Origin of the sequence: Flagellimonas sp. CMM7 (genome assembly GCF_021390195.1) — a bacterium.
Classification (GTDB): Bacteria; Bacteroidota; Bacteroidia; order Flavobacteriales; family Flavobacteriaceae; genus Flagellimonas.
On the sequence record NZ_CP090003.1, the window covers coordinates 1,683,307 to 1,706,230 of the forward strand.

20 protein-coding genes are annotated in these 22,924 nt (G+C 37.6%); 4 read left to right on the plus strand and 16 right to left on the minus strand.

The window, feature by feature from the left end; genetic code table 11:
- Nucleotides 1–63 precede the first annotated feature (63 nt).
- Nucleotides 64–648 carry a HupE/UreJ family protein gene (locus LV704_RS07685; RefSeq protein WP_163420945.1) on the minus strand — a complete coding sequence of 195 codons (585 nt, stop codon included), beginning with the start codon at nt 646–648 and terminating at the stop codon, nt 64–66.
- A 9-nt stretch (nt 649–657) separates the two neighbouring features.
- A complete protein-coding gene (locus LV704_RS07690) occupies nt 658–1,395 on the minus strand; it encodes a TerB family tellurite resistance protein (RefSeq protein WP_163420944.1) in 738 nt (245 codons plus the stop codon).
- 126 nt (nt 1,396–1,521) lie between these two features.
- Here LV704_RS07690 and LV704_RS07695 point away from each other — a divergent pair, with 126 nt between their 5' ends.
- From LV704_RS07695 to LV704_RS07705, 3 genes are all read left to right on the plus strand, one after another.
- Nucleotides 1,522–1,932, plus strand: coding sequence for a BrxA/BrxB family bacilliredoxin (locus LV704_RS07695; protein WP_163420943.1), 411 nt, complete (start codon nt 1,522–1,524; stop codon nt 1,930–1,932).
- Nucleotides 1,933–2,115: 183 nt separating this feature from the next.
- Nucleotides 2,116–2,847: a 1-acyl-sn-glycerol-3-phosphate acyltransferase gene (locus LV704_RS07700; RefSeq protein ID WP_163420942.1), complete on the plus strand. Its 732-nt coding sequence runs from the start codon at nt 2,116–2,118 to the stop codon at nt 2,845–2,847.
- Complete coding sequence (locus LV704_RS07705) at nt 2,848–3,522, plus strand: HD domain-containing protein (protein WP_163420941.1); 675 nt, start codon at nt 2,848–2,850, stop codon at nt 3,520–3,522. It abuts the gene before it with no gap.
- Between the two features lie 18 nt (nt 3,523–3,540).
- Here LV704_RS07705 and LV704_RS07710 read toward each other — a convergent pair whose 3' ends face one another.
- Nucleotides 3,541–4,989, minus strand: a complete 1,449-nt coding sequence (locus LV704_RS07710) for a glycosyltransferase family 2 protein (RefSeq protein WP_163420940.1) — start codon at nt 4,987–4,989, stop codon at nt 3,541–3,543.
- 244 nt (nt 4,990–5,233) lie between these two features.
- On the opposite strand from LV704_RS07710, the gene LV704_RS07715 reads away from it, so the two are divergent.
- The gene (locus tag LV704_RS07715; protein WP_163420939.1) at nt 5,234–6,658 is read left to right on the plus strand and encodes a Gfo/Idh/MocA family protein; all 1,425 of its coding nucleotides are present in this window, start codon (nt 5,234–5,236) and stop codon (nt 6,656–6,658) included.
- A 115-nt stretch (nt 6,659–6,773) separates the two neighbouring features.
- On the opposite strand, the gene LV704_RS07720 is transcribed toward LV704_RS07715, so the two are convergent.
- From LV704_RS07720 to LV704_RS07780, 13 genes are all read right to left on the minus strand, one after another.
- Nucleotides 6,774–7,631 carry a LytTR family DNA-binding domain-containing protein gene (locus LV704_RS07720; protein WP_163420938.1) on the minus strand — a complete coding sequence of 286 codons (858 nt, stop codon included), beginning with the start codon at nt 7,629–7,631 and terminating at the stop codon, nt 6,774–6,776.
- 21 nt (nt 7,632–7,652) lie between these two features.
- Nucleotides 7,653–9,398 carry a serine hydrolase gene (locus LV704_RS07725; RefSeq protein WP_163420937.1) on the minus strand — a complete coding sequence of 582 codons (1,746 nt, stop codon included), beginning with the start codon at nt 9,396–9,398 and terminating at the stop codon, nt 7,653–7,655.
- Nucleotides 9,399–9,557: 159 nt separating this feature from the next.
- Nucleotides 9,558–10,811: an RNA polymerase sigma factor gene (locus LV704_RS07730; RefSeq protein WP_163420936.1), complete on the minus strand. Its 1,254-nt coding sequence runs from the start codon at nt 10,809–10,811 to the stop codon at nt 9,558–9,560.
- Between the two features lie 57 nt (nt 10,812–10,868).
- Nucleotides 10,869–11,222, minus strand: coding sequence for a YciI family protein (locus LV704_RS07735; RefSeq protein WP_163420935.1), 354 nt, complete (start codon nt 11,220–11,222; stop codon nt 10,869–10,871).
- 9 nt (nt 11,223–11,231) lie between these two features.
- Nucleotides 11,232–11,585 (minus strand): YciI family protein, encoded by a 354-nt coding sequence (locus LV704_RS07740; protein ID WP_163420934.1) that lies wholly within the window; start codon nt 11,583–11,585, stop codon nt 11,232–11,234.
- A gap of 102 nt (nt 11,586–11,687) precedes the next feature.
- Nucleotides 11,688–12,761, minus strand: a complete 1,074-nt coding sequence (locus LV704_RS07745) for a PA0069 family radical SAM protein (RefSeq protein WP_163420933.1) — start codon at nt 12,759–12,761, stop codon at nt 11,688–11,690.
- A 47-nt stretch (nt 12,762–12,808) separates the two neighbouring features.
- The gene (locus tag LV704_RS07750) at nt 12,809–13,270 is read right to left on the minus strand and encodes an META domain-containing protein (RefSeq protein WP_163420932.1); all 462 of its coding nucleotides are present in this window, start codon (nt 13,268–13,270) and stop codon (nt 12,809–12,811) included.
- Between the two features lie 53 nt (nt 13,271–13,323).
- On the minus strand, nt 13,324–14,877 hold the full coding sequence (locus tag LV704_RS07755) for a hypothetical protein (protein ID WP_317164624.1): 1,554 nt from the start codon (nt 14,875–14,877) through the stop codon (nt 13,324–13,326).
- Nucleotides 14,878–14,900: 23 nt separating this feature from the next.
- Nucleotides 14,901–15,683, minus strand: coding sequence for an enoyl-CoA hydratase/isomerase family protein (locus tag LV704_RS07760; protein WP_163420931.1), 783 nt, complete (start codon nt 15,681–15,683; stop codon nt 14,901–14,903).
- 91 nt (nt 15,684–15,774) lie between these two features.
- Nucleotides 15,775–17,181 (minus strand): PAS domain-containing sensor histidine kinase, encoded by a 1,407-nt coding sequence (locus LV704_RS07765; RefSeq protein WP_163420930.1) that lies wholly within the window; start codon nt 17,179–17,181, stop codon nt 15,775–15,777.
- A gap of 171 nt (nt 17,182–17,352) precedes the next feature.
- On the minus strand, nt 17,353–17,901 hold the full coding sequence (locus LV704_RS07770) for a CopD family protein (RefSeq protein ID WP_163420929.1): 549 nt from the start codon (nt 17,899–17,901) through the stop codon (nt 17,353–17,355).
- A gap of 80 nt (nt 17,902–17,981) precedes the next feature.
- Nucleotides 17,982–21,104: a glycosyl hydrolase gene (locus LV704_RS07775; protein ID WP_163420928.1), complete on the minus strand. Its 3,123-nt coding sequence runs from the start codon at nt 21,102–21,104 to the stop codon at nt 17,982–17,984.
- Nucleotides 21,105–21,139: 35 nt separating this feature from the next.
- Entirely contained in the window at nt 21,140–22,912 is a 1,773-nt protein-coding gene (locus LV704_RS07780) for a DNA mismatch repair protein MutS (protein WP_163420927.1), read from the minus strand.
- Nucleotides 22,913–22,924: the final 12 nt, after the last annotated feature.

Sequence of the window (22,924 nt, forward strand, 5' to 3'; positions counted from 1 at the left end):
TAAATAAATATACCTGCTTTGGAAGACCCTTACAACCTTATTCGATTAAATTTAACTAAGGTCCTAATTGGGAAACGTAGCAATGAGTAACGGTATTGTAATGCAAATGATTAAAATGGACGCTATGGCAATAAAATGTGTCCTTTTCACCTTTATCAAATCCTGAATCAAAAAGGCAATGCCAAGAATGGCCAATATTATAGCAACCTGTGAAAACTCAATCCCTGTTGCAAATCCTAATAATGGCGTTACCTTATCTTCTTCTTCCGCCATTAGCATTTTAAAATAGTTTGAGAACCCAAAGCCATGTATTAGGCCAAAAAAAGCGGTTGCTAATGTATGTAGATACATTCCCACGTTCTTAGCATCCTTGTACACATAAATTAAATTGAACAAACCCGTGAGTATAATGGTAACGGGAATTAGGAATTCTATCAATCCAACATCAACGGTAAAAACATCAAAGGCAGACAACGCCAACGAAGTACAATGGGCAATGGTGAAAATTGTTGCCAAGACAATGACTCTTCTCCAGCTCTTAAACGTAAAGGGAATAGCCAGAGCCGATAAAAATAATATATGGTCGTAGGCTCCAAAATCTAGTACATGTTCTAATCCCAATTTTATATAAAACCAAAATTCTTGCATAATTCTGTATTATGAAATTCCTCTTTCTTTCTGAATGGTCTCGTATGCTTTCTGGACTTCCTTAAATTTTTCTTCGGCACCTTTTTTAATGGCTTCATTTTCTGTGACCACGCGGTCTGGGTGATACTTTTTTGCCATTGTTCTGTAGGCCTTTTTTACTTCATCATCGGAAACACTTCTCTCTATTTCCAAAATCTTGTACGCGTTATCAGCAGATTTAATGAACATGGCCATGATACTTTCAAAATCATGTAGGCCAACTCTTAAATACCCTGCCAACTCTCTTAGTTTGCTTACCTCGGCCTTACTAACTTGCCCATCAGCTTGAGCAATTCCAAAAAGAAAATGCAATAATTGCAGTCTTACCTCATACCTAGTACGTTGCACCAAAAAAGCGCAGATTCGCCGTGCGGAGATTTCTCTTTTTTTGATTACATCATTAAAAGTTCGGAAAATAGCATTGGCTTTTTCCTTGCCATATGTGTTCAAAAAATACTGCCGCACATAATCCAACTCTCGCTGACTTACCTGTCCATCTGCCTTAATAACAATTGAACATAATGAAAGTAAGTTCAGTTCAAAATCTGCAGGTGAAACTGTTTGTTGGGTAAAATCACGAAAAACAGTTCTAGGTCCACTATTACTCCCCCCAAGATTGTCCAACAAGCTTCCAACAATAAATCCAAGTACTGCACCTGGGAACCTAAATACAAAATAGCCAAGAAACGCAGCTACCCACTTAATCATCCTTAAAAATATTAAAGCCCAAATATAGGGTTTTGCCCATGAAAGAAACCCTTAAACGGTGTTAAGGGTGATGAAAAAAATACGACAAAAACCGTATCTTTGAATTCGAAATAAAAAATTAAGACTATGTATCCAGAAGAATTGGTAAAACCTATGAGAGCTGACTTGGCTTCTGCTGGGTTTGAAGAGTTATATACAAGCGAAGCAGTTGAAAATGCATTAAAACAAGAAGGAACAACTTTGGTTGTTGTAAATTCTGTTTGTGGTTGTGCTGCGGCCAATGCTAGACCTGCAGCCAAGCTAAGCTTACAAAATAATAAGAAGCCTAGCCATTTGACAACTGTTTTTGCAGGGGTTGACACAGATGCGGTTGATACTGCAAGAAACCATATGATTCCTTTTCCTCCATCTTCGCCAAGTATGGCATTGTTTAAAGATGGTGAATTGGTACATATGATAGAGAGACATCATATTGAAGGTAGGCCAGCAGAAATGATTGCTGAAAATTTAATGGAAGCATACAACGAGTTCTGTTAATACCTGATTAAAAAAAAGAATTTTGGACCACTTCATTTTGAGGTGGTTTTTTATTTTTGTTAATTCTGGATAGAAAGACAATTATTATTGGAGTTACCTCAGCTATCAAAAGAAAAAAGATGGGGATTGATCGTCATAATTGTCAAGATTTTACCAAATTGGCTCTTTAAAAGAATGTAAAATATGCAAAGGCTGTTTTCTTATCCATTGACCATTCTCTTTTTTATATTCTTTGGTCTGGCTTTAATCATTTTTCATCCCATACAATGGTTTTGTTTAAACGTTTTGGGTTACAACGCACATAAAAAAAGTGTGGAAATCCTAAATTGGGTTTTGATGCGTTCCACCAACGTCCTAGGTACGCGCTATAAATTTGAAAACAAGCATGACATCCCAACAGATAGGCCCCTAATTATTGTTACCAATCACCAAAGCATGTATGATATTCCGCCTATTATCTGGTATATGCGAAAACACCATCCAAAATTTGTTGCTAAAAAAGAATTAGGCAAAGGTATTCCGAGTGTATCCTATAATTTAAGACATGGTGGTTCTGCCTTAATAGACAGAAAGGACGGAAAACAGTCCTTAACCGAAATAGCCAAATTAGGCAGTTATGTTGAAAAAAACAATCGTGCTGCCGTAATTTTCCCTGAAGGTACAAGAAGTAGAAATGGACATCCCAAACCTTTTAAACCAATGGGTTTAAAAATACTTCTTAAAAAAGCGCCATCTGCGCTTGTTGTGCCCATCAGCATAAATAACTCGTGGAAAGTATTGCGTTTTGGAAAATTTCCAATGGGCCTTGGGTCTTATCTTAAATTCGAAGTTCATCCGCCCATGGAAAATACAGGGGACGTAGATACATTGATTACTGAAGTAGAAAAACAAGTTACAAAAGGCATAAAATACTAAATGAGTCATTCACCACTTATCCAAAAAACCATCTCCTTTGTAAAAGAAACACTCAAAAATGCTGAAGGAGGTCATGATTGGTTTCATATTGAACGTGTTTTTAATACTACAAAACTAATATCCGAACATGAAAAAGTAGATGTTTTGGTCACACAGCTCGCAGCTCTTTTACATGATATTGCGGATCCTAAATTCTACAACGGTGATGAGAGCGTGGGGCCAAGAATGGCATTGGATTTTTTGAATACCCAAGAAGTAAATGAAGAGACCATTGACCATGTAATAAACATCATCAAACACATGTCATTTAAAAACAGTTTAGAAAAAAACCAAAAGGTATTTTCTTCTATAGAATTAAAAGTAGTACAGGATGCCGACCGACTAGATGCCATTGGAGCCATTGGTATTGCTCGTGCCTTTAATTATGGTGGATTTAAAAATAGAGGACTCTACGATCCAGAAATTTCCCCAAAGCTGAATATGAGCAAAGAAGAATACAAAAAATCCAATACTCCAACCATCAATCATTTTTACGAAAAGTTGTTGTTGCTCAAGGATAAAATGAACACCAAAACCGGGAAAAAATTGGCAGAAGAACGACATCAATATATGTTGGGGTTTTTGAACCAGTTTTACTCAGAATGGAATCCTCAAAGTTTAAAAACCACGAGTTAATTCAACTTAATATTGTATCTATTTTTTCTCTGAAAGACCACGCGTAAGCCAACCTCTCTTATTTGCTGTAGCAATGGCATAAGGTGTAATCCAAAATAGTCCAAAAGTGTATAAAATACTATATGAATAAGCCCAGAAAGATTCTGATAACTCATATCGCTTTGCATAAAATATCACTGGAAATGTGGACAAAACAAGGATGCTAAAAAGTGTTGAACTCACAAATAATAAAGGATGGGTTATAATAAAAAATAGCATGAACAACAAGAATGGGTAACTCATTACAATTTTTGAAGATTGACTCAAGAATAAAAGTCTTGCACCTACTTTGGAACCCTGCCTAAAATTCTTGAAGACATACTTAGACATTTCTATGTTCTCACGAACATTGCTTCTGCCCCATCTAATGAACATTTTGTATAAACTGCGATATTTTTCAGGCACATTGGTGTACGCATAGGCATTTCTTTGGAACAATACATGGTGACCTTGCTTCAATATCATGTTGGTCATTGCACGGTCCTCTCCAATGTCTGAAGGTTGCCCCATGAAAGTTTGATTGATCCATTCTGGAAGACAAGCAAAAACGGCGGACCTACGATAGGCTGCTAAAGCGCCTGGAGTACAAAGCACAGAGTTAAGACTGCTTTCTGCAGAACGAACAAACTCAAAACTCAGTACAAAACTTACATCCAACATTTTAGGAAGCAAAGCCCTCTCGTTGTTTAAAACCCTAATGTTCCCTGCCACAGCACCACATTGTTCATTTGTAATGAAAGGACTGACTAAATTTCGTAAGGTGTCCTTTTTTACAATAGAATCACTATCCACGGTTACAAAAATCTCACCTACTCCCTCATTAAAACCAAGGTACAATGCATGACGTTTTCCCATGTTTTTGGGTTGTTTATAAATCGTCAGGCTGTCTCCCAATTTTTTCTTTGCCTCCTGTATCCAGTGCCATGTATCATCTTGACTACCATCATCAATAGCCAGTAGTTGTAATTTTTCTTTGGGGAAATCGCTATCTGCCAAACTCATCAACGTATCCCAAACTTGCTTTCCCTCATTGTATGCCGGCACTATTACCGTGCAGGTTGGTAGCTCATCATTTTCAACTGATGCAATGGGTTTATATCGGAAATATTGGTATAACGTATAAAGGAAAAAACTTGCCTTAAATAAAAACAAACCTCCTGCTACAATCATAAAAGCCAATCCAAGTTTGGAGCTCATACGTTCCAAATTAAACTGAGTAAAGTCGCTTTGTAAAATATACATTAAGTAAGCAGCTCCCAACATCAAAACAAATGTGCTTCCCATTACAAAAACACCCCAAGCATTAGCAGTATCAAAAAACGAACTTACTTTGTCTTTTAAGGTCAAAGCTCTTAGGTTATGAAAATCATTGTCAGCGTTATTCTCTGATATATTTGCTTGATTGGATAAAATATTCCCCTTTTTCATTATTGCGAGATAAATAGTGTCTTTGTGTTATACGTTCTCAATATTATTTTGGATGCATTTTTTAAAATTTTAACGTAAGATTTAAGTAAACGCAAATCATCCAAAGGTTGAAAGAGGAGAGTCATGAAAATTCATGATATAACTTTTCAGAACAATTCTGTAAAAATCTAATGTAGAAGGTTCACAAGTCACAAGGTAATTACTGCTTTTTTGTATCTTCAAGCCTACAACTAATCCAATCAAAATGCAAAGAAGAAAGTTCCTTAAGAATGCGGCTGCAGCTTCGGCCGCATTTTCAATTGTTCCAAGTCATGTTTTAGGAAAAACCCATGTACCCCCTAGTGATACCCTTTATGTATCTGCCTTTGGTGTTGGCGGAAGAGGTAGCGGTGTTATACAAGGCCTTGCGGCCACAGGACATGTAAAATTTGTATCGTTCTGTGATGTAGATGATAGACGTGCACAACAGACCTACGAACTTTTTCCAGATGTAAAACGATTTAAGGACTTTAGAAAGGTATATGACAAACATTTAAAAGATATAGATGCAGTGATGGTTGCCACTCCAGATCATACGCATGCTACCATTGCGCTTCCCTTTATGCGTGAAAAGAAACATGCATATGTTGAAAAACCTTTGACACACAACATTCATGAAGCCAGATTGATGACCAGAGTTGCTGCCGAAAATGGTATTGTAACACAAATGGGTAATCAAGGAGCGTCCAGTGATGATAGCCGTATTGCACGTGAATGGGTCGAATCTGGAGTCATTGGAAAAATACATACCATTGATTGTTGGACCAACCGTCCCGTATGGCCGCAAGGTGTGCCAATACCAGTTGAAAAACAAAGGGTTCCAAAAGAATTGGATTGGGACCTCTGGTTAGGACCAGCAGCAATGCGCGATTACAATGCGGCATATTTGCCATTTAAATGGCGTGGCTGGTGGGATTTTGGAACAGGTGCATTAGGTGATATGGGCTGTCATATTATGGAAACACCATTTAGTGTATTGAATTTGGGTTATCCTAAAGAAGCAGAAGCTAGTTGTACTTCTGTTTGGGTTGGCGATTTTGTTGAAGCTGATTACAGTCCTTCATGTCCCCCTTCGTCTAAAATACATTTAAAGTTTGAACATGAACATCATGGTGATATTCAATTGAACTGGTATGACGGGGGACTAAAACCAGACCTCCCAGATGAACTTAAAGATGGGGAAACGATAGGTTCTGGCGGCGGCGGAACCATTATGTATGGCGATAAAGGAACTTTGATTTGTGATACTTACTCTCAAAATGCTCGTTTGTTACCTTCAGAAATGATGAATCTATACAAATCTCCTCAAGCTAAGTACCCAAGAGTGCCAGGCAGTATGGAGGGTCATATTGCCAATTTTGTTGATGGTTGTATGAATGGTGCTGCTACTTCTTCCGACTTTGCAAAGTCTGGACCCTTGACGGAAACTGTTCTTATGGGTAATCTAGCCGTAAAAGCCTATCAATATAAAGTCCTGCAAGAAGGGAAAAAAGTAGGTGACTGGGCTCCTTATGACTACCCCGGAAGAAGAAAGTTGTTATGGGATGGAGAAAATATGAAAATCACTAATTACGATAAGGCCAACGAATGGGTTTCAAGAGAGTATAGAAAAGGTTGGGAATTGAGTTAACCAAATTCATGCTTTTTTTCTAAAGAAACAGAAAAGTTTCGGGTATGTAGTTGTTAAAGGATTTTTTGAGAGAAAGGATAATCAGTTTATTTTTTTTTTTGAAGAACTTCAACTATTAATCCACATTATGAGTTTGTCTAAACCAGGCTCTAAATGAAGAGGCTTTGTCTCTACTGATAAAAATAGTTTCTTCAATATCGCAAGTGTTTAGGGGTTTCAGGTCCAATTCAATTTTCCCATATGAGGAGCTTTTATATGCCTTAATCGCAGTATTGGAAATAATAATCTGCCGATTCGCCCTAAAAAAATTACTTGGAACCATTTCCTCAAAATCTTTGAGTGTTTTCTCCGATGTACATTTATTAAGGTCATGGTTAATGATATATGTGGCCCCAAACTGACTATAAATACATTGTATTTCTTCAAATGAAAGTAGTACAAATGCAGTCCCATTTAAAACTTTTATCTTCATTTTAGTTGAAGCGTTACCCTCTTTATTTTTACCTCGTTCCGACATCAGATACAATCCAAAATATGCAGAATGAAACAACAGAAGAAATATTACCGCAAGGGGCACATCTTGGGTATAAAACGCAAATGACAATGAAAGGAGTTCCCCACTAAAAAAGATATTGTCAAACAGCTCATTCATAAGAACATTAAATACGACAACGGCAAGAGTGTGTGCAGTAAACTGATAAAGTACTCTCTTTACAAAATCCTTATCCAGTGGTACTTTTCTATCTAGAACCCCAATACCCAAAGCATAAAACTTAATGGTTAAAAAGCTAATGGCGAAGTCCAAGATAAAATAAAGGACAAAAAGTGCTTCGGCTTCCTTTAAGTTATAAGTAATCAAAAAATTAAGAGCGGTTATGGTCAACGGAATTAACCATATATAGGGTCTCACGAACAAAACATCTTGACCTTGAATCGGAACTCCAGTTTCTTTATTTCTTTTCCTGAAAATCATGTTGAATCAAAATCCTCTTTTTTAGTTTTTCTTCTTCAGGATGTATCCGGAAAACTTGAGTTCAGGGCTTCCATTTCCATTCAATAATTGTAAGGTTTCGCCAGCAAAAAAATCAAAGTTATAGCCAGGAATTATTGCCATCTTATTTGATATCGGTCTAAGCCCTAAAGCAAAATCCATCTTACTTGGATAACCAACATTGACATTAAGTTGTAAAATACCAGATTGGTTGATTGAAACTACAACGTTTTCTACAGTTTTGTATTCATTAACTCCATAATTGGAAACCTCATAAAGACCAACTGCATTTTTCCAGGACTCAGGAATATCAACACTGCCAATTTTAGCTCCTGCTGCTAATCTTCTTCCGCTTTTAAATTGTTCTCCAACCACAATCTCGTTATCAACTTCATCCCAAAAAATGTTCATGGCATTTATCTTTATCCCTAACTTTTTTACATAAAGTTTTATAAGATTATCGGAGTAAGGAACTCCGCTCCCCTTTAGCCCATCTGACATTAGTTCGGCGTCAAATTTCTCTCCATTCGCTTGTAACTTCAACATTCCAATCCCCGTATTGTAGACTCCTTCTAATTTTCTCATTTGTTCATTGGGCAATTTTACCTTTTTAGCATTTTGCCTTCTTTTAATGGGGCTTTGGTTCCTATTAAATTTGAATTTCTTGCTTATAAAATCGAACGCTTTGGACCAGCTATCCCAATGGAGTCTGCTTGACGAATTGGAATTAGAGCAAACAACGACGGAAGAGTTATACTCTGGAATAAAAAAGATATACGAGTAAAAAGGTTCATGTACTCCTGCTTTTTTAACTCGCTTAAATCCGCGTAGCGGCCTTACATCCCACATAAGACCAATTTTTGTGTCATAACCCAATGGAGCTTGGGTAAACTGTGGAGTCATAGCGTCCGCAATAATTTCTTGTTTTAAAAAAGCATTTTCTGCAAAAGTGGACGACTTAAAATAAACTGAGCAAAGTTTAGATAGGTCGGCAGGAGTCGAAATCACACCATCGGAACCAGAGTAGCTAAACGCATGGGTTTCTACCTCCCTAAAATCTATATAGCCCTTGGTGGTAGGGTTCTTGCCAAAATAAGAATGCTCCATTCCCAGGGGTTTAAAGATTTTGGTTTTTACATAATCTTCAAATGAAACGCCAGAAACCCGTTGTACCAATAAAGACAAAAGATCTACGCCCCAATCTGAGTATTGGTATGTTTTACCAGCCGGTGCTATGAGATATTCATCCTTGCTATAGGATAGGATACTGTCTACTGGCTCATACACCTTTTTAAGAAAGTTCTTTGCCCTTAAACGTGGTAGCCCGGCATAATGTGCCAATAAATGCCTCACCGTAAATGTAGGAGAATCTTGAAAATGACTTTTCATCTTAAAATCTGGAACATATTCCAAATAAGGCTTGTCGATATCTATCAATCCGTCCGAATACAATTTTAGAACGGCAGTGGAAGTCACAATTTTTGATACGGAACCTATGGGGTACGTGGTATGTTGGTTTGCTTTTATTCCCTGAGCTTTGTCCGAAAAGCCAAACCCTTCATTTACTACAATCTCATTGTCAATTATTACAGAAACACTTGCCCCAACCACATCGTGCTTTTTCATTTTTGAGGATACAAATGATTTAAAGGATTCTTTGAAGTTTTCCATGTCTGAGGATTGACTTTGGACATGTACCGCGAAGAACATAAGGAGGCTGCATGTGATGGTATTCTTATAAACTTTCATGACTTTGTTTTTTGGATTTGTTGATTCAGCTAAATAAACGAACAAAAGAAAATCAAAAGAAAATCACGAATTAAAATAGGGTGAACTGATATAAATTTACCAATGAACCACACTTTCCCAGTGTGGGGTTTTAAATATTACTAATTGAAGATTACGTTTTTAACGGTTTTTAAGTTTCTTTTTTAGATGCTTTTTAACCAACTCATTTTTAGTTAGCTCAATTGCCTTTTTAAGAACGGCTTCATACTCATCCTTATTATCGGTTTCCATCAAAAGCTCCGCTTTAATGGCAAAGAAAAGTCCAGAGTTTGTAAAATCTGTTTTCTTCTGCAGTGCTCTTAGTGCTTTGGTCCCTTCTGTTGCACCGTGCACTTTGGCATAGGGGATAATTTGGTTTAAAGCCAGCATCGGCGAGTATTGTTGTTTTAACTGTATATCGTAGAGTTCCAATATGCTTTTCCAATCTGTTTTTTGAAATGTTTTGGCCACACAATGGTAATATGATCGAGCGGCTTCCAAATGGTAGTTAGAGGGCAATTGATCCTCTGTTCCGGAGCTTTCCAAATGCTGAACTCCTATTCTTATGAGTTCTTGATTGTATTTGGCCCGATTTTGATGCTCCAATGTAACTAACTCGCCTTCTTTGCTCAAACGAGCATCAAACCGTGAGGCATGAAAACACATTAAGGCAATCAACGCTTCTAAATTGGGGTGTTTACAATATTTGTTATTCTTTAGCAACAATGCTAGACGTAGAGCTTCATAACAAATATCTCTTTTGAGTACGCTTGACCCAGTAGTTGCGGCATAACCCTCTGTAAACAATAAATATACAATCCGTAGCACTTTGAACAATCTGGACTGCAAGCCCATCTGTACCGGAATCTGTAAAAACTGAACTTCTTGCCTAAACTTCTTTTTAGCTCTAGTAAAGGACTTTGCCACTGTTTCTTCTTTTTTCAACAAGGCCTCTCCCAATTCTTTGTTGCTAAATCCCCCTATGAGCTTAAGGCTCAATATGACCTGATATTCTTCTGATAGTGAAGGATGACAGCAAGCAAATATCATTTTTAACTGACTATCGGATAGGGTATCATCCAAAGAAACCTCCTTCTCAAGAGAAGCCTCTCCTTCATTGTTCAGGCGTTTATCATCAAGGAAATCCATTTTTTTGCCACGCCGCAATACATCTATAAGCGCATTGTTGGCCACCCTATAAAGCCATGCCGTTGGGTTATCTGGTACAGACTTATATGCCCAAACCTGCATTGCCTTTAAAAAAGTGTCTTGTGCAACGTCCTCGATTTGTTCCAAATAGGAAATCCCAAATTTATTGGTCAAAACAGCCACCACTTTTCCGTATTCGTTACGGAACAAATGGTCTATAGTACTGGTCAGGTTGTTTTCATTCATAGTTAAACCAAAAAAAAGCCTGATATGCATCAGGCTCTCCTACATTGCTTTAGGTGGTTAAGGATTGTTCATTGATACAATTTCCCTTATTTCTAAAATACTGCCATCGAAACCAAAGTGCGGATTCCCTTTTGATATTTTCAAAGCTTCGCCCATATCCTTTGCCGAAACAATGGTATAACCTCCAATTACTTCTACACCTTCTGCAAAGGGCCCATTGGTAACAAGTTCTCCTTTTTTGTAGACCACCTTACCTTCTTGAGAAAGTGGTAATCCTTCTACAAGTTTTCCCTGTTCCTTTAGACGTTTCAACCATTTCTTCCAATCTTTAGTAAGCGCTTCCCTTTCTTCTTGGGATAACTTGTTATAGTCATCATACCCGCCCCTAAACAGATATAAAAAGTTACTCATAATCTTAATTTAATGACCGTCCATCGACATAATTTCCCTTACCTCAACATTACTTCCTTCATAATCAAAAATGGGACATCCTTTAGATATTTCAACGGCCTCTTCCATATCTTTTGCAGATACGATCAAATAACCGCCTACTACTTCAGCTCCTTCGGCAAATGGTCCGTTGGTCACTAATTCACCTCTATTATGCACTACTTTTCCATCCCCGCCCAATGGGAGTCCATCCAATAGTTGGCCTTTTTCTTTTAGACCACCCATCCATTGGCCCCAAACCTGCATATGCGCTTGTTTCTCTTCTTGAGATAATTGGTTGAAGTTTTCGTCTCCTCCACGGAATAAATACAAAAAATTGCTCATTGATTTTAGTTTTATGTTCGTCCATGACAAACTGATTTATACTTTGTTTACACCTTTATGACGAAGACTAAAGCATGCATTGGACAATCTTTATAAATTTATTTAAAATAATTTCATTTGACCATCTTTATATGGCTCATGTAACTCTTTATTAAGTTTTGGAAAATTTTTCCCTTTAAAATACCGAAGCCTGGCAAGTCTGGCCATGTCATGAATTTGAGTAGCTATCTTTCCTTCACCCCTGTTTCTAAGTCCAAATCGGCTATCATTAAGTGAGCCTCCATGGCAATCTTGAATTAAATGCAATACTTTTTCCGCTCTATCCGGCATTGCTTTTTTAATCCAATCCGTAAAAATCTGTCCTATGGCACCATTCAGTCGAACTACAGTAATAGCAAAAGACAATGCTCCATGGTCCGAAGTCGCTTTGGCCAATTTTAGAAGTTCATGGCTATTGATTCCCGGTATTATTGGTGCCAACATTGCATTTACCGGAATATTGTTTTCTGAAAGTACCTTAATAGTTTTTAACCTCTTTTGAATTGATGCTGTTCTAGGTTCTAATTTCCTTCTTGTTGCCTCTGATAAGGAGGTTACCGATACATTGACCCCAACCAATTGATGCGAATTTAACTCGGTCAAAATATCCAAATCCCTAAGAATAAGTGCATTCTTGGTAATGATTCCAACCGGGTGTCGGTATTTTAAAAAGACTTCCAGGCACTTTCTTGTTATTTCAAATTTTTTCTCTGCAGGTTGATAGCAATCTGTATTGCCGGACATAACTATGGTCTGTGTTTTCCAATTTTTGTGCTTAATTTTGGCTTCAAGCAACTCTGGAGCCGATTTTTTCACCAAGATTTTACGTTCAAAATCCAATCCAGCACTATATCCCCAATACTCATGGGCATTTCTTGCATAGCAATAAATACACCCGTGTTCGCAACCTTGGTAAGGATTCATGGAAAACATCATACCAACATCTGGGCTGTCTACTTTGTTTACAATCGTCTTAGGGAAAATAGGGATATACTCGGTCCTGTTTTTTTCGGCCTCTTCACCTTCTAGCCTGCAGAATTCCAAAAAATCCTCTCGCATTTCATACACATGCTGAAGAAATTTGTTGGGTGTATTTTTTTGGGCACCGCGCCCTTTGAGGAAGTTTTCTTTATGCAATTTATTGGATTTAATCCAAAAATATGGAAATAATCCAATAATAAACGTTAAGATTGCCTTTTTTGTAGACTTATAAATTTGAACTCTTTGAATTCTAAATTCAACATATTCTCAGCCTTAACTACAATTTCAAATTCTGAAAAACCAGTCTCGGAATTCCTGCTTTCATTGAAGGTTTCATAGAAAACGTTACCAAAATTGGTATCTGCTACCTCAGTAGTAAACATTTCTTTGATCAAAAGCCTGTTCTCGGTTGCAGAATATTCGCCTCCAAAAGTATTTGCAGATGTAGTGCCTGTAAATTTTCCGTTTTCTAAAAAAATGATTGATATGACTTCCCCTGTATTTGGGCCTAAAGTTGGCCCAGATGGGCTAGAATTATGAATAGCCATAATGTGCCACGCTCCTACTATGTTTTGATTATCAGAAACTCCTGAATCATCATTACATGTACAAATCAAGCATAAAACTAAAACGGCTATTATGGATCTTAAAGGAAACGATTTCATAAAATCGCATTTATACTTAAGAGGCAGTAAAACACGAAACGTTGCTTAAATTCCTATAGAAAAGATACTTTGACCAATTGTTTTTTGCTTCCTCTTTTTGCATAGAACAGCATATTGTCAGAGTTGCTGGCCTTAAGTGGTTTAGATACCATTAAAGGCAACCTTGCTTCTTGATTATCTATAATTTTCTCATAGTCCATAACACCATTTTCATCCAAAGAAATCATAAAGACATTACGGTTTCTGCTCAATCCTTGTTTAAAAATAAGGCGTTCGTTATTGATCAACTGTGGGTTTTCTGAGGCCGTGCATATAAAGAAATAGGTCTTTCCATCTTTACAATAAGAACTATAAGAGGCATAAGCACCATCCCCTTGGGTTACCTCCGCTTTATTTATGTTTCTGGCCCAAGCTAAATCTCCATTAGTGTTTAGTTTGGCACTGACAATGTCATTATGGTGGAAACGCTCCAGTCTAATCCGTTGTCCGGCACCGGTAACTTCCATGCCATTGGTTACAAAATACTCTTCCGCATTAAAAAAGATATCTCCTTCCTTGGTCACCTCAACGCCCTTAAAAACTAAATTCTTTATTACTTTTTCTTCATCTCTACCAAATTTATCTTCCATAAACTGTTGGGAAAATGGATTATATTTTTTGGAGTTGATACTCAAAGAGATGGGGTTCATATCAAAATAGGCAATACCATTGTATCTATTATCTTTTCTGTCCGCATAGAAACCAGTACAGACCAGTCTGTCCTTTAAAACTATTGGAAACAATCCCTCCGAATACTTTCCTGGGTCATCAAACGACTGTGTCTGGCTTCCATTTTTTGAAACCTTAATCAATTCATATTGGAATTTGCGTTCATCCACCCTAAAACGCTTCTTTTTAAAGTAAGCTTTTCCAACAATGTATGCCGTCTCTAAGTCTGAGGTAATTGCTATATTTTCAAAAGCATAGTTCTTTTCTTCAATCTCATAGGAAAAATCATGCTCAAATCTTTTGTTCAGTGAAGTATCGTAGAGGTGGATAATATGCTTGTTAACCTTTCCTTTTTTATGATGGGTACTAATTACAAAACCTGTTTTCTCCTGATTAAAAAGAATCGCGGTTGAAAATCCTTTGGAGAAATTTCTATTATAATAGTTTTTCCCTACTGGGTTCTGTACTTGTTCCGATGCAATGGACAATAGTTTTTGTGGCTTAAAATTGAAATCTATTATTGGGCTTTTGTGCACCGAATATTCATATTGACCACGCTCATAATTATAGTTAAGAAATAAAAGATTTAATTGACCATTTTTAAGGAATCCATCAACAAAATCTAATCCTTTCAACTTGTAATTAAACTCAGAAACCAATTCCAAGTTACTGTTATAACGCTCAATTAAGTATCCTTTCGGCTTTAAAATGAGTCCTTGATAGTAGGCTCTAACCAACAGATATCCTCCTTCGCCATCATCTGCAATGGTCATTAAGTTAGAGTAACGGTATCTATCACTGAATTTTTCGCCAAAATCATAGGAAACCGGCATTTTCTGGGCACTCCCAATAACTCCTATTAAAAGAAGACACAGTAATACTATTCTTTGTTTCATCATAGTTGGTTTGGTTAGACCAAAGGCTATGACCCAGGAAAATCTGCTTTTCGTTTTTCCAAGAAGGCTGAAGTACCTTCTTTAAAATCATTGGTTCCAAAGCAGGTCCCAAAAGCATCTATCTCCGCGGCATAACCATTTACATCATACTTAAAACCAGCATTTACCGCATTTATTGCATATTTTATTGCCACAGAGGAGTTATTCGATATCCTGCTTACTATTTTGTTACATAACGGTAACAATTCTTCCTGCGGAACTGTATAATTGACCAAACCATAAGCCAACGCTTTCTTAGCATCTATCATACCCGCCGTCATAATCATTTCCATTGCCCTGCCCTTACCAATAAGCTGCGGCAGCCGTTGAGTACCCCCATAACCAGGAATAACTCCCAAAGATACCTCTGGCAGCCCCATTTTTGCGTTTTCACTCGCAATTCTAAAATGACATGCCATTGCCAATTCCAATCCTCCACCTAGTGCAAAACCATTTATGGCCGCAACTACCGGAGTAGATAGATTTTCTACCATATTGAAGAGTAGTTTTTGGCCTTCCGCGGCTAATTGCCAAGCTTCTTCCACAGAAAAATGGGCAAATTCAGAAATATCAGCTCCAGCCACAAAGGCCTTTTCTCCACTCCCGGTAATTATAATAGCCTTGGTGTCCTTGTCCTCATCCAACTCCTTAAAAGCCATATGAAGTTCATCAATAGTTCTTTTGTTAAGGGCATTCAGTTTTTTGGGCCTATTGATTGTAATGGTTGCCACGTTATTTTCTTCCTCGATATAGATATTTTCGTAATCCATTTTAAGTAGTTGTTATTTGTTCGGCGTTAATGGTAAAATTAAAAAAACCCTTTTTACAAAGGGCCATTACTTTTAACTATCAATTCTAAATTTATCCTTTTGGGAATTTGACAGTAAATACAGTTCCCTTATCCACTTGAGAGGTGAAATTTATGGTCCCGTTGTAATTTTCCACAATATTCTTAACCATTCCCAAACCAAGTCCCATTCCACTGGACTTTGTAGTAAACTTGGGTTCAAAGATTTTGTCCTTAAATTCGTCCGCTATACCTACACCATTGTCCGCAACCATAATTTTAACTTGTTCATCTTCGGAGGCGACTGTAACCAAAATTCTTGGCGATTCTACTTCGGGAACCGCCTGTATTGCATTTTTAATTAAATTGGTTACAACTCTAATTAACTGCGTACGGTCCAGCTTGGCTATAATTTCCTTTTCATCTGAAATAAAATGAATATAGTCTTCATTGAAAATGTCCAAAGCCAGTTTCACAATCTTAACCACATTTAAGGTTTCGTTTTGTTGTGCCGGCATATTGGCAAAATTGGAAAACGCCGAGGCAATATTGCTCATGGTGTCTATCTGTTGAATCAACGTTTTAGAAAATTCCTTGACCTTGGTCTCGGCCTTGGGGTCTGCTGGATCAAATTTGCGCTCAAAACTTTGTACCGTCAACCTTAAAGGTGTTAATGGGTTTTTTATTTCATGCGCTACTTGTTTTGCCATTTCGCGCCATGCTTGTTCACGTTCACTACGGGCCAATTTTACAGCACTTTCTTCCAGCTCGTCTATCATTCCATTATAAGAATCCACCAATTTTCCAATTTCCTCACTTGGGTTTTCAATAAGGATTTTTTCATTGCGTTTGGTCAAGTCCGTTTGGTTCATTTTATCCGAAATAGTTTGCAGGGACCGGGTAATATATTTTGAAATAAAATAGGCTAGGATAATAGCGGAAAGCAACATCAATAAATATACTCCCCCCAACCTGAACAAAAACTCTCGAAGCTCCATATTACTAAAGGAGTTATCTTCAAAATAGGGAAGGTTTACAATACCAATGGGTTTAAATTTAGGGTCATTGATATAGGTATAAGAAGCTTGATAATTATCTCCAGCCGCCGTTTTTTTCTCAACATAGCGCTTGTTAGAACTTGACTTTAGGTTATTAAGAACCAGGGCATCCAAACAATTGGAAATAGAGTCCACTTCAAAGCTAGGGCGTGAACTCCTAACCAAAGTACCTTCCAAATCATAAATGTTAAAAGGCACATTTTGAACATCTGCTATTTTATAAATTTCATCCTTAAAAATGGCCTCTAGGTTTTCTGCAGTCGGTGGATAAGTGGTCTCTTTGAGTACATAAGAAATGCTTTGAAGAATTTGCTCTTCTTTCCGTTCCAATCTATTTTGATGGTAATCCTTACTCTGCTCGCGATATTGGTAAATGGTTACTCCTGCAATTAACACGGATGCAATAAGCACCAGTAAAATCATAGTGATAAAAATGCGGGAACGAAGTGATAGTTTTTTAAACAACCTTGAGCAAGTTTTGGAATAAAGTTAACAATTATCGAGCCAACCCAAGCACAAGTTAAAGTTCAAGCTCTAAGTTCAGTGGTTTAGGTTCTTTTTGAACTTTGAACTTAAATTTGCCCTTGGACTTACTTATGCATTGGGATTTTTATCCCTAATCCGTTTGTATAACCTTATGCCCAACATCAGCAAAATGGCCAAGACAAAAATACCAACCACACCATAAATCCAGTTAAAGGCATTCTTTAAAACCACCAAAAATACAATTGCAAAAAGCACAAGTGTGGCCACTTCGTTCCAAATCCGCATAAAACGAGAGGTGTATTTTACCTCATCTTGTTGTAATTGCTTAAAAATTTGATGACATTTTAAATGATAAAAAATAAGCAGTGCCACAAAAGTCAATTTTACATGCATCCAAGGTTGTTTCAACCAGGCTGGCATTAAAACAAGCAACCAAATAGCAAATATTGTACACAAAATTGCCGAAGGCCAGGTAATAATATACCATAACCGTTTGGTCATTAGTTTCAGTTGTTCAGCAAGGATTTCCTTATCTGGAGACAGTTTCTGCCATGCTTCAATATGATAAATAAATAACCGTGGAATGTAAAACAGACCTGCAAACCATGTCACCACAAAAATGAGATGGAGTGATTTTATGTAGTTATAATATTCCAATTACAATTCTTTTTGCATTATAGAGTCACCGCCAAGGGCCTACTGGATAACAAAAGTACGAACTCACTAACCCTAATTATCTATAACCTAATAGCACCAATGCCAGCATCCCAAAGTTTTTTATTGAACTCAGGAATTGAAGTCTTCATTAACGTGGTTGACCTTGCTTTCAAGGCTACCCATTGTGCATCAAGTGCTGCCTTTCTGTCTTTAGAGGGTTGATTAACTCTTGGAATGGTGCTATTTGTCGCATCAATTAAAAACAGATATTCCGCCGTGAATTTATTAGGGAAATTTTCCACATCATCATAGGCCTTAGACTTACGTTGAATCATATCTTTATCCCATGCATCCAATTCTTCCAGTAGTTTTTCTCCTTGAGTTTTAACTGCTGCATCTTTAACATCCTTCAAAACATCCTTTAGTTGCCCTTGCACTTTATACAGAGAATTTACCGTATTGTGCATTTCCGTCAAACGCTGTTCCATTTCCGTCATAAACGTATGGTACTCTGCATACTGTTCTGGAGTCGTTTTATATGTAGGCATGGCAACAATCTTACCTTCAATAGTCTTTGTCTCGCCAGCAGCCTTGAGTTTTACAGTATACGTGCCAGGAGGAACAACATGACCTCCAAATCGTGATTCTATATAGGCACCAGGGATTCCAGGAAGAATTGGGGTTTTCATATCCCAAACAAAACGGTTTAATCCTTCTTTCTTTGATAAAATAGGAGCTGGTCTTGGGCCTCCACCATTATGTGCTTTGTAATTTTTGTCTTTCTCTGAAGAAAAGCTTCGCATCGTTTTTCCAGAAGCGTCCAAAATATCCATAGTAATTGCGGTAGAATCATTCAATTTGGGCAATTCATAGTACAAGACCATTCCGTTGGCAGGATTTACCCCTGACAACGTATTCATCCCCGTAAAATCATCAGTATTTCCGTTCATAGGGCCATACCATGAACCGTTCATGGCATCATTGGGTTTGTATAACTTCGCCCCTTTTTGCGAAGCTTCATATTGAGATAATAGTGCTAAATCATCCAATATCCAAAATGCTCGACCTGAAGTAGCGACAATCAAATCACCTTGATGGATTTTAATATCCGTAATCGGTGTTTTAGGAAGGTTTAATTGAAACTGCTTCCAGCTTTTACCACCGTTCCATGAAAGATATAGTCCTTTTTCTGTACCTGCATAGAGCAAATCTTTTCGTAGAGGGTCTTCGCGAACCACTCGCGTAAATGCTCCATTTGGAATTCCTGAATTGATATTGGCCCAAGTTCGTCCATAGTCCGTGCTCTTATAAATCGCTGGAGTATGGTCATTGAATTTATACTTTGTCGTGGCAATATAAACGGTAGCTTTATCATGCGGAGAAACTTCAATAGCATTTACTAAAGACTCGCCTAAATTCTTCGGAGTAATATTCTGCCAACTCTCACCATTATCTTTTGTGATATGTACATATCCATCATCACTTCCTGTATAAAAAACACCAGCTTCATGAGGAGATTCCAATACATAGGCCAACGTACCATAATTTTCTGCGCCAACAGCTTCGTTAGTATACGGACCACCACCCTTACCTTGTTTCGCGTCAATATCCCGAGTTAAATCAGGAGACATTTCTTCCCAAGTGACACCCATATCTCGAGTTCTTAACAAAAGTTGCGCGCCGTGGTAAAACGTATTCTCTTCATGCTGAGAACGCAAAGTTGGTGCATTCCAGTTGTATAGGTACTTCATGTCTCTTGCCTCACGTCCTAAATACTGAATAGGTGCGGCCATGACCTGTGTTGATGCTTTGGATTCCATATCCAACACATCGATTGTTCCTAAATAACTGCCCCCAATCACATATCTAGGATTGTCCGGATCAAAGGCCAAAAAAGCACTTTCACCACCAGCGGAAGGGCTAAAATCAGACATCGTGATTCCTCCTCTTCCAACAGACATATTCGCCACCATTGCCGAAGAATAATCTTGCTGACCTGCATAAATATTATAAGGAAAGAGATTATCGGTATTAATTCGATAAAACTGGCCTGTTGGCATATTTACTTGTGAAGACCATGTTTTCCCAAAGTCAAAAGTAACTGCCGCACCTCCATCATTGGCGATGACCATGTTATGAGAATTCTTGGGGTTGATCCACAAGTCGTGATAGTCGCCATGGGTTCCTGTAATGCGTTCCCAATTTTTCCCTCCATCTAAAGAACGAAGTGCTGGAGCACTTAGCACATAAACAATATTTTCATCTTGAGGGTCGGTAAATACTTCGATATAATACCAAGCACGTTGTACCAAACGATTATCACCACTGACCATACTCCATGATTTTCCGGCATTGTTCGAAACAAAGAGACCTCCCTTGTCTTTATTGGTATCACTTTCAATCAAGGCATAAACCTTATTCGAATTTGCAGGACTCACAGAAATCGCCATCTTTCCTTTCTCTTCAGGAAGACCTTCAGTCATCTCTGTCCAAGTTTCACCTGCATCGGTTGATTTGTACAAGCCGCTTCCCTCACCTCCACTAACCACCATATTGGGTTTACGTTGGTGTTCCCACATAGCCGCATACATTACCTCTGGATAATTGGCATCCATAGAAAGTTCCACGGCTCCAGTCAATTCATTAACAAAAAGGGTATTCTTCCAAGTCTTTCCGCCGTCTGTGGATTTGTACACCCCACGCTCTTTATTAGGGCCATACAATTGTCCTTGCGCAGCCACATAAACAATATCAGGATTGGTCGGATGAATAATAATACGTGAAATATGTTGGGTTGCTTTCAAGCCCATATGCTTCCAAGTCTTTCCAGCATCAGTAGATTTGTAGACCCCATCCCCATAAGATGTCATTACACCACGAGGAGCATGTTCTCCCATGCCTACATAAACTATGTTTGTATTAAAGGTCGATACTGTTACCGCTCCTACAGAACCCATTTCAAAATATCCATCCGAGATATTGTTCCATCGCTGTCCAGCATCTTTAGTCTTCCATAAACCACCACCAGTGGTTCCCATATAATAAGTCATCGGATCACCCACTACTCCTGAAGCCGAAACAGAACGACCCCCTCTAAAAGGGCCAATATTTCTGAATTTTAAGGGTTTGAAGTATTCTTCGGCGGTTTGTCCGAAGCTTAACGTAATTGATAATAGGATTAGTAATTGTAAGGTTTTTTTCATTTTGATTGAATTCATTATTGGTATGCTAACCATTCTTAATCGACAATGCCCATTCTAGTTAGTAGAAAACTCGCATTCATATTTTGACAAACCCCTTCTTTAAAAGTATAGTCAAAGTAAAGTTCTCCATTTTTAATTTGAGCATCAAAGTAATAATTTTTGACCTCATTTAAGCTATCTGCTAAAGAACATAAGCTTAAATCATGAGTAGCAATAATACCCGAAGCTTTTAGCCGTACCAATCTTTCAATGAATTTTTTAGATCCTACAGCCTTATCAGTACTATTTGTGCCCTTTAAAATCTCATCTAAAATTATGAAATGGGGTTCTTTTTCTATGGTATCAATGATTACTTTTAATCGCTTTAGTTCGCTAAAAAAATAGCTTTCATCATCAGTTAAACTATCAGTTGTTCGCATACTGGTTATTAATTTCGCTGGATTGTAATTAACATCTTTAGCGCAAAGTGGTAGCCCAACATTGGCCATTACAATTTGAAGACCTACGGTCCTCAAGAATGTGCTTTTTCCTGCCATGTTAGCTCCCGTAATCACAAAAAACTCATCTTTACTAATTTCAAAATCATTGGCTATGGCTATTTCAGGATTTAATAATGGATGTGCAGCTCCTTTACAATCCATTGTTTTATTATTGTTTACGAGCGTTGGATAAACATATTCATCGTGATTAAAAGCGTAGTTCCCTAAACTACTATAGGCATCAAAAAAAGCAATGGTCTCAAACCATTTTGGCACTTCTTTTCTATTCTCCAGAATCCAATCTTCAATAGACTTACAGATGTACAGGTCACGTAAAAAAAAACTATTGGCCACTATGCTTATAAGAATATTATTTCGCTGATCTAGAGCATCTAGTAGTTTGGAGAATTTTTTTAATAGTGCTGAACTTGAATTCTCTTTTCGAACCACCTTATTTTGTTCTCTCTTTAAATAATTAGCATTAAACTTTTGGTTTTCTAGCAATGAGATTAATCGTGCATACTGCCGAAAAGTACTTTGAATTTGTGTAGTATGCACTGCTAATTTGTTGATGCCCTTTAAATACCTTCCGCTAATTGCCAGCCCTAGAAGAAACACTCCAAAAACAATATAACCCGATAAAAAATCTAAAAAGTAGAGTGCCCAAACGGCAATGGATAGTATAGAAAATATCGTGCTTATTAATTTTGCCCGTTTTGGCACAAAAATTTTATAATTAGCCAACCAGTCAACCACACTTTTTGCGCTTACTTCTATTTTGACCAAAGTAGCCTCAGCGCCAAATTGCTGGCGCCATTCTGGTAATGCCGCTAGCTCTTTTATTGCTCCTTGTTTTTCTTGAATGCTATCAATATTGTTAGAAAGCAAATCATGAACTAAATGTTCCGTTCCACTTTTCAAACTTGTTCTATTGCTGTATTGAAAAAAAGAGCCTCTACCAAACAAATCAATATCTTGACTAAAAGCATGATCAGCATTGGCATACTCCATACCATCTGGTAAATGATGAAAATTACGATTTAGTACCTCAAGCTCGGTTTGATTGATTTTAACTAATGCTTGCAGGAGGTCACGTTCGTAAATAAGCTTATTATGACGAAGTAATAGCACAATGAATAGAGCGCTTGTTATACCTATAATGCCTAAAATGACCTGTACATTACCCCAAACAAAATAGAGTGTAATTAGGAGGCCAACAAACACTAATAAACGCAGCGTACTTGAGGTATTTACAGCCGTTTTTAACGTTTTTAACTGTCGCTGAAACTTGATTATCCGTGATTCATAAAAAGCTTTGGGTGCCGTCATAGAAGTGTATCA

Coding starts and splice junctions, on each gene's coding strand:
- LV704_RS07685 (WP_163420945.1), bottom strand. CDS start 648: ATGCAAGAATTTTGGTTTTATATAAAATTGGGATTAGAACATGTACTA.
- LV704_RS07690 (WP_163420944.1), bottom strand. CDS start 1,395: ATGATTAAGTGGGTAGCTGCGTTTCTTGGCTATTTTGTATTTAGGTTC.
- LV704_RS07695 (WP_163420943.1), top strand. CDS start 1,522: ATGTATCCAGAAGAATTGGTAAAACCTATGAGAGCTGACTTGGCTTCT.
- LV704_RS07700 (WP_163420942.1), top strand. CDS start 2,116: ATGCAAAGGCTGTTTTCTTATCCATTGACCATTCTCTTTTTTATATTC.
- LV704_RS07705 (WP_163420941.1), top strand. CDS start 2,848: ATGAGTCATTCACCACTTATCCAAAAAACCATCTCCTTTGTAAAAGAA.
- LV704_RS07710 (WP_163420940.1), bottom strand. CDS start 4,989: ATGAAAAAGGGGAATATTTTATCCAATCAAGCAAATATATCAGAGAAT.
- LV704_RS07715 (WP_163420939.1), top strand. CDS start 5,234: ATGCAAAGAAGAAAGTTCCTTAAGAATGCGGCTGCAGCTTCGGCCGCA.
- LV704_RS07720 (WP_163420938.1), bottom strand. CDS start 7,631: ATGATTTTCAGGAAAAGAAATAAAGAAACTGGAGTTCCGATTCAAGGT.
- LV704_RS07725 (WP_163420937.1), bottom strand. CDS start 9,398: ATGAAAGTTTATAAGAATACCATCACATGCAGCCTCCTTATGTTCTTC.
- LV704_RS07730 (WP_163420936.1), bottom strand. CDS start 10,811: ATGAATGAAAACAACCTGACCAGTACTATAGACCATTTGTTCCGTAAC.
- LV704_RS07735 (WP_163420935.1), bottom strand. CDS start 11,222: ATGAGTAACTTTTTATATCTGTTTAGGGGCGGGTATGATGACTATAAC.
- LV704_RS07740 (WP_163420934.1), bottom strand. CDS start 11,585: ATGAGCAATTTTTTGTATTTATTCCGTGGAGGAGACGAAAACTTCAAC.
- LV704_RS07750 (WP_163420932.1), bottom strand. CDS start 13,270: ATGAAATCGTTTCCTTTAAGATCCATAATAGCCGTTTTAGTTTTATGC.
- LV704_RS07755 (WP_317164624.1), bottom strand. CDS start 14,877: ATGATGAAACAAAGAATAGTATTACTGTGTCTTCTTTTAATAGGAGTT.
- LV704_RS07760 (WP_163420931.1), bottom strand. CDS start 15,683: ATGGATTACGAAAATATCTATATCGAGGAAGAAAATAACGTGGCAACC.
- LV704_RS07765 (WP_163420930.1), bottom strand. CDS start 17,181: ATGATTTTACTGGTGCTTATTGCATCCGTGTTAATTGCAGGAGTAACC.
- LV704_RS07775 (WP_163420928.1), bottom strand. CDS start 21,104: ATGAAAAAAACCTTACAATTACTAATCCTATTATCAATTACGTTAAGC.
- LV704_RS07780 (WP_163420927.1), bottom strand. CDS start 22,912: ATGACGGCACCCAAAGCTTTTTATGAATCACGGATAATCAAGTTTCAG.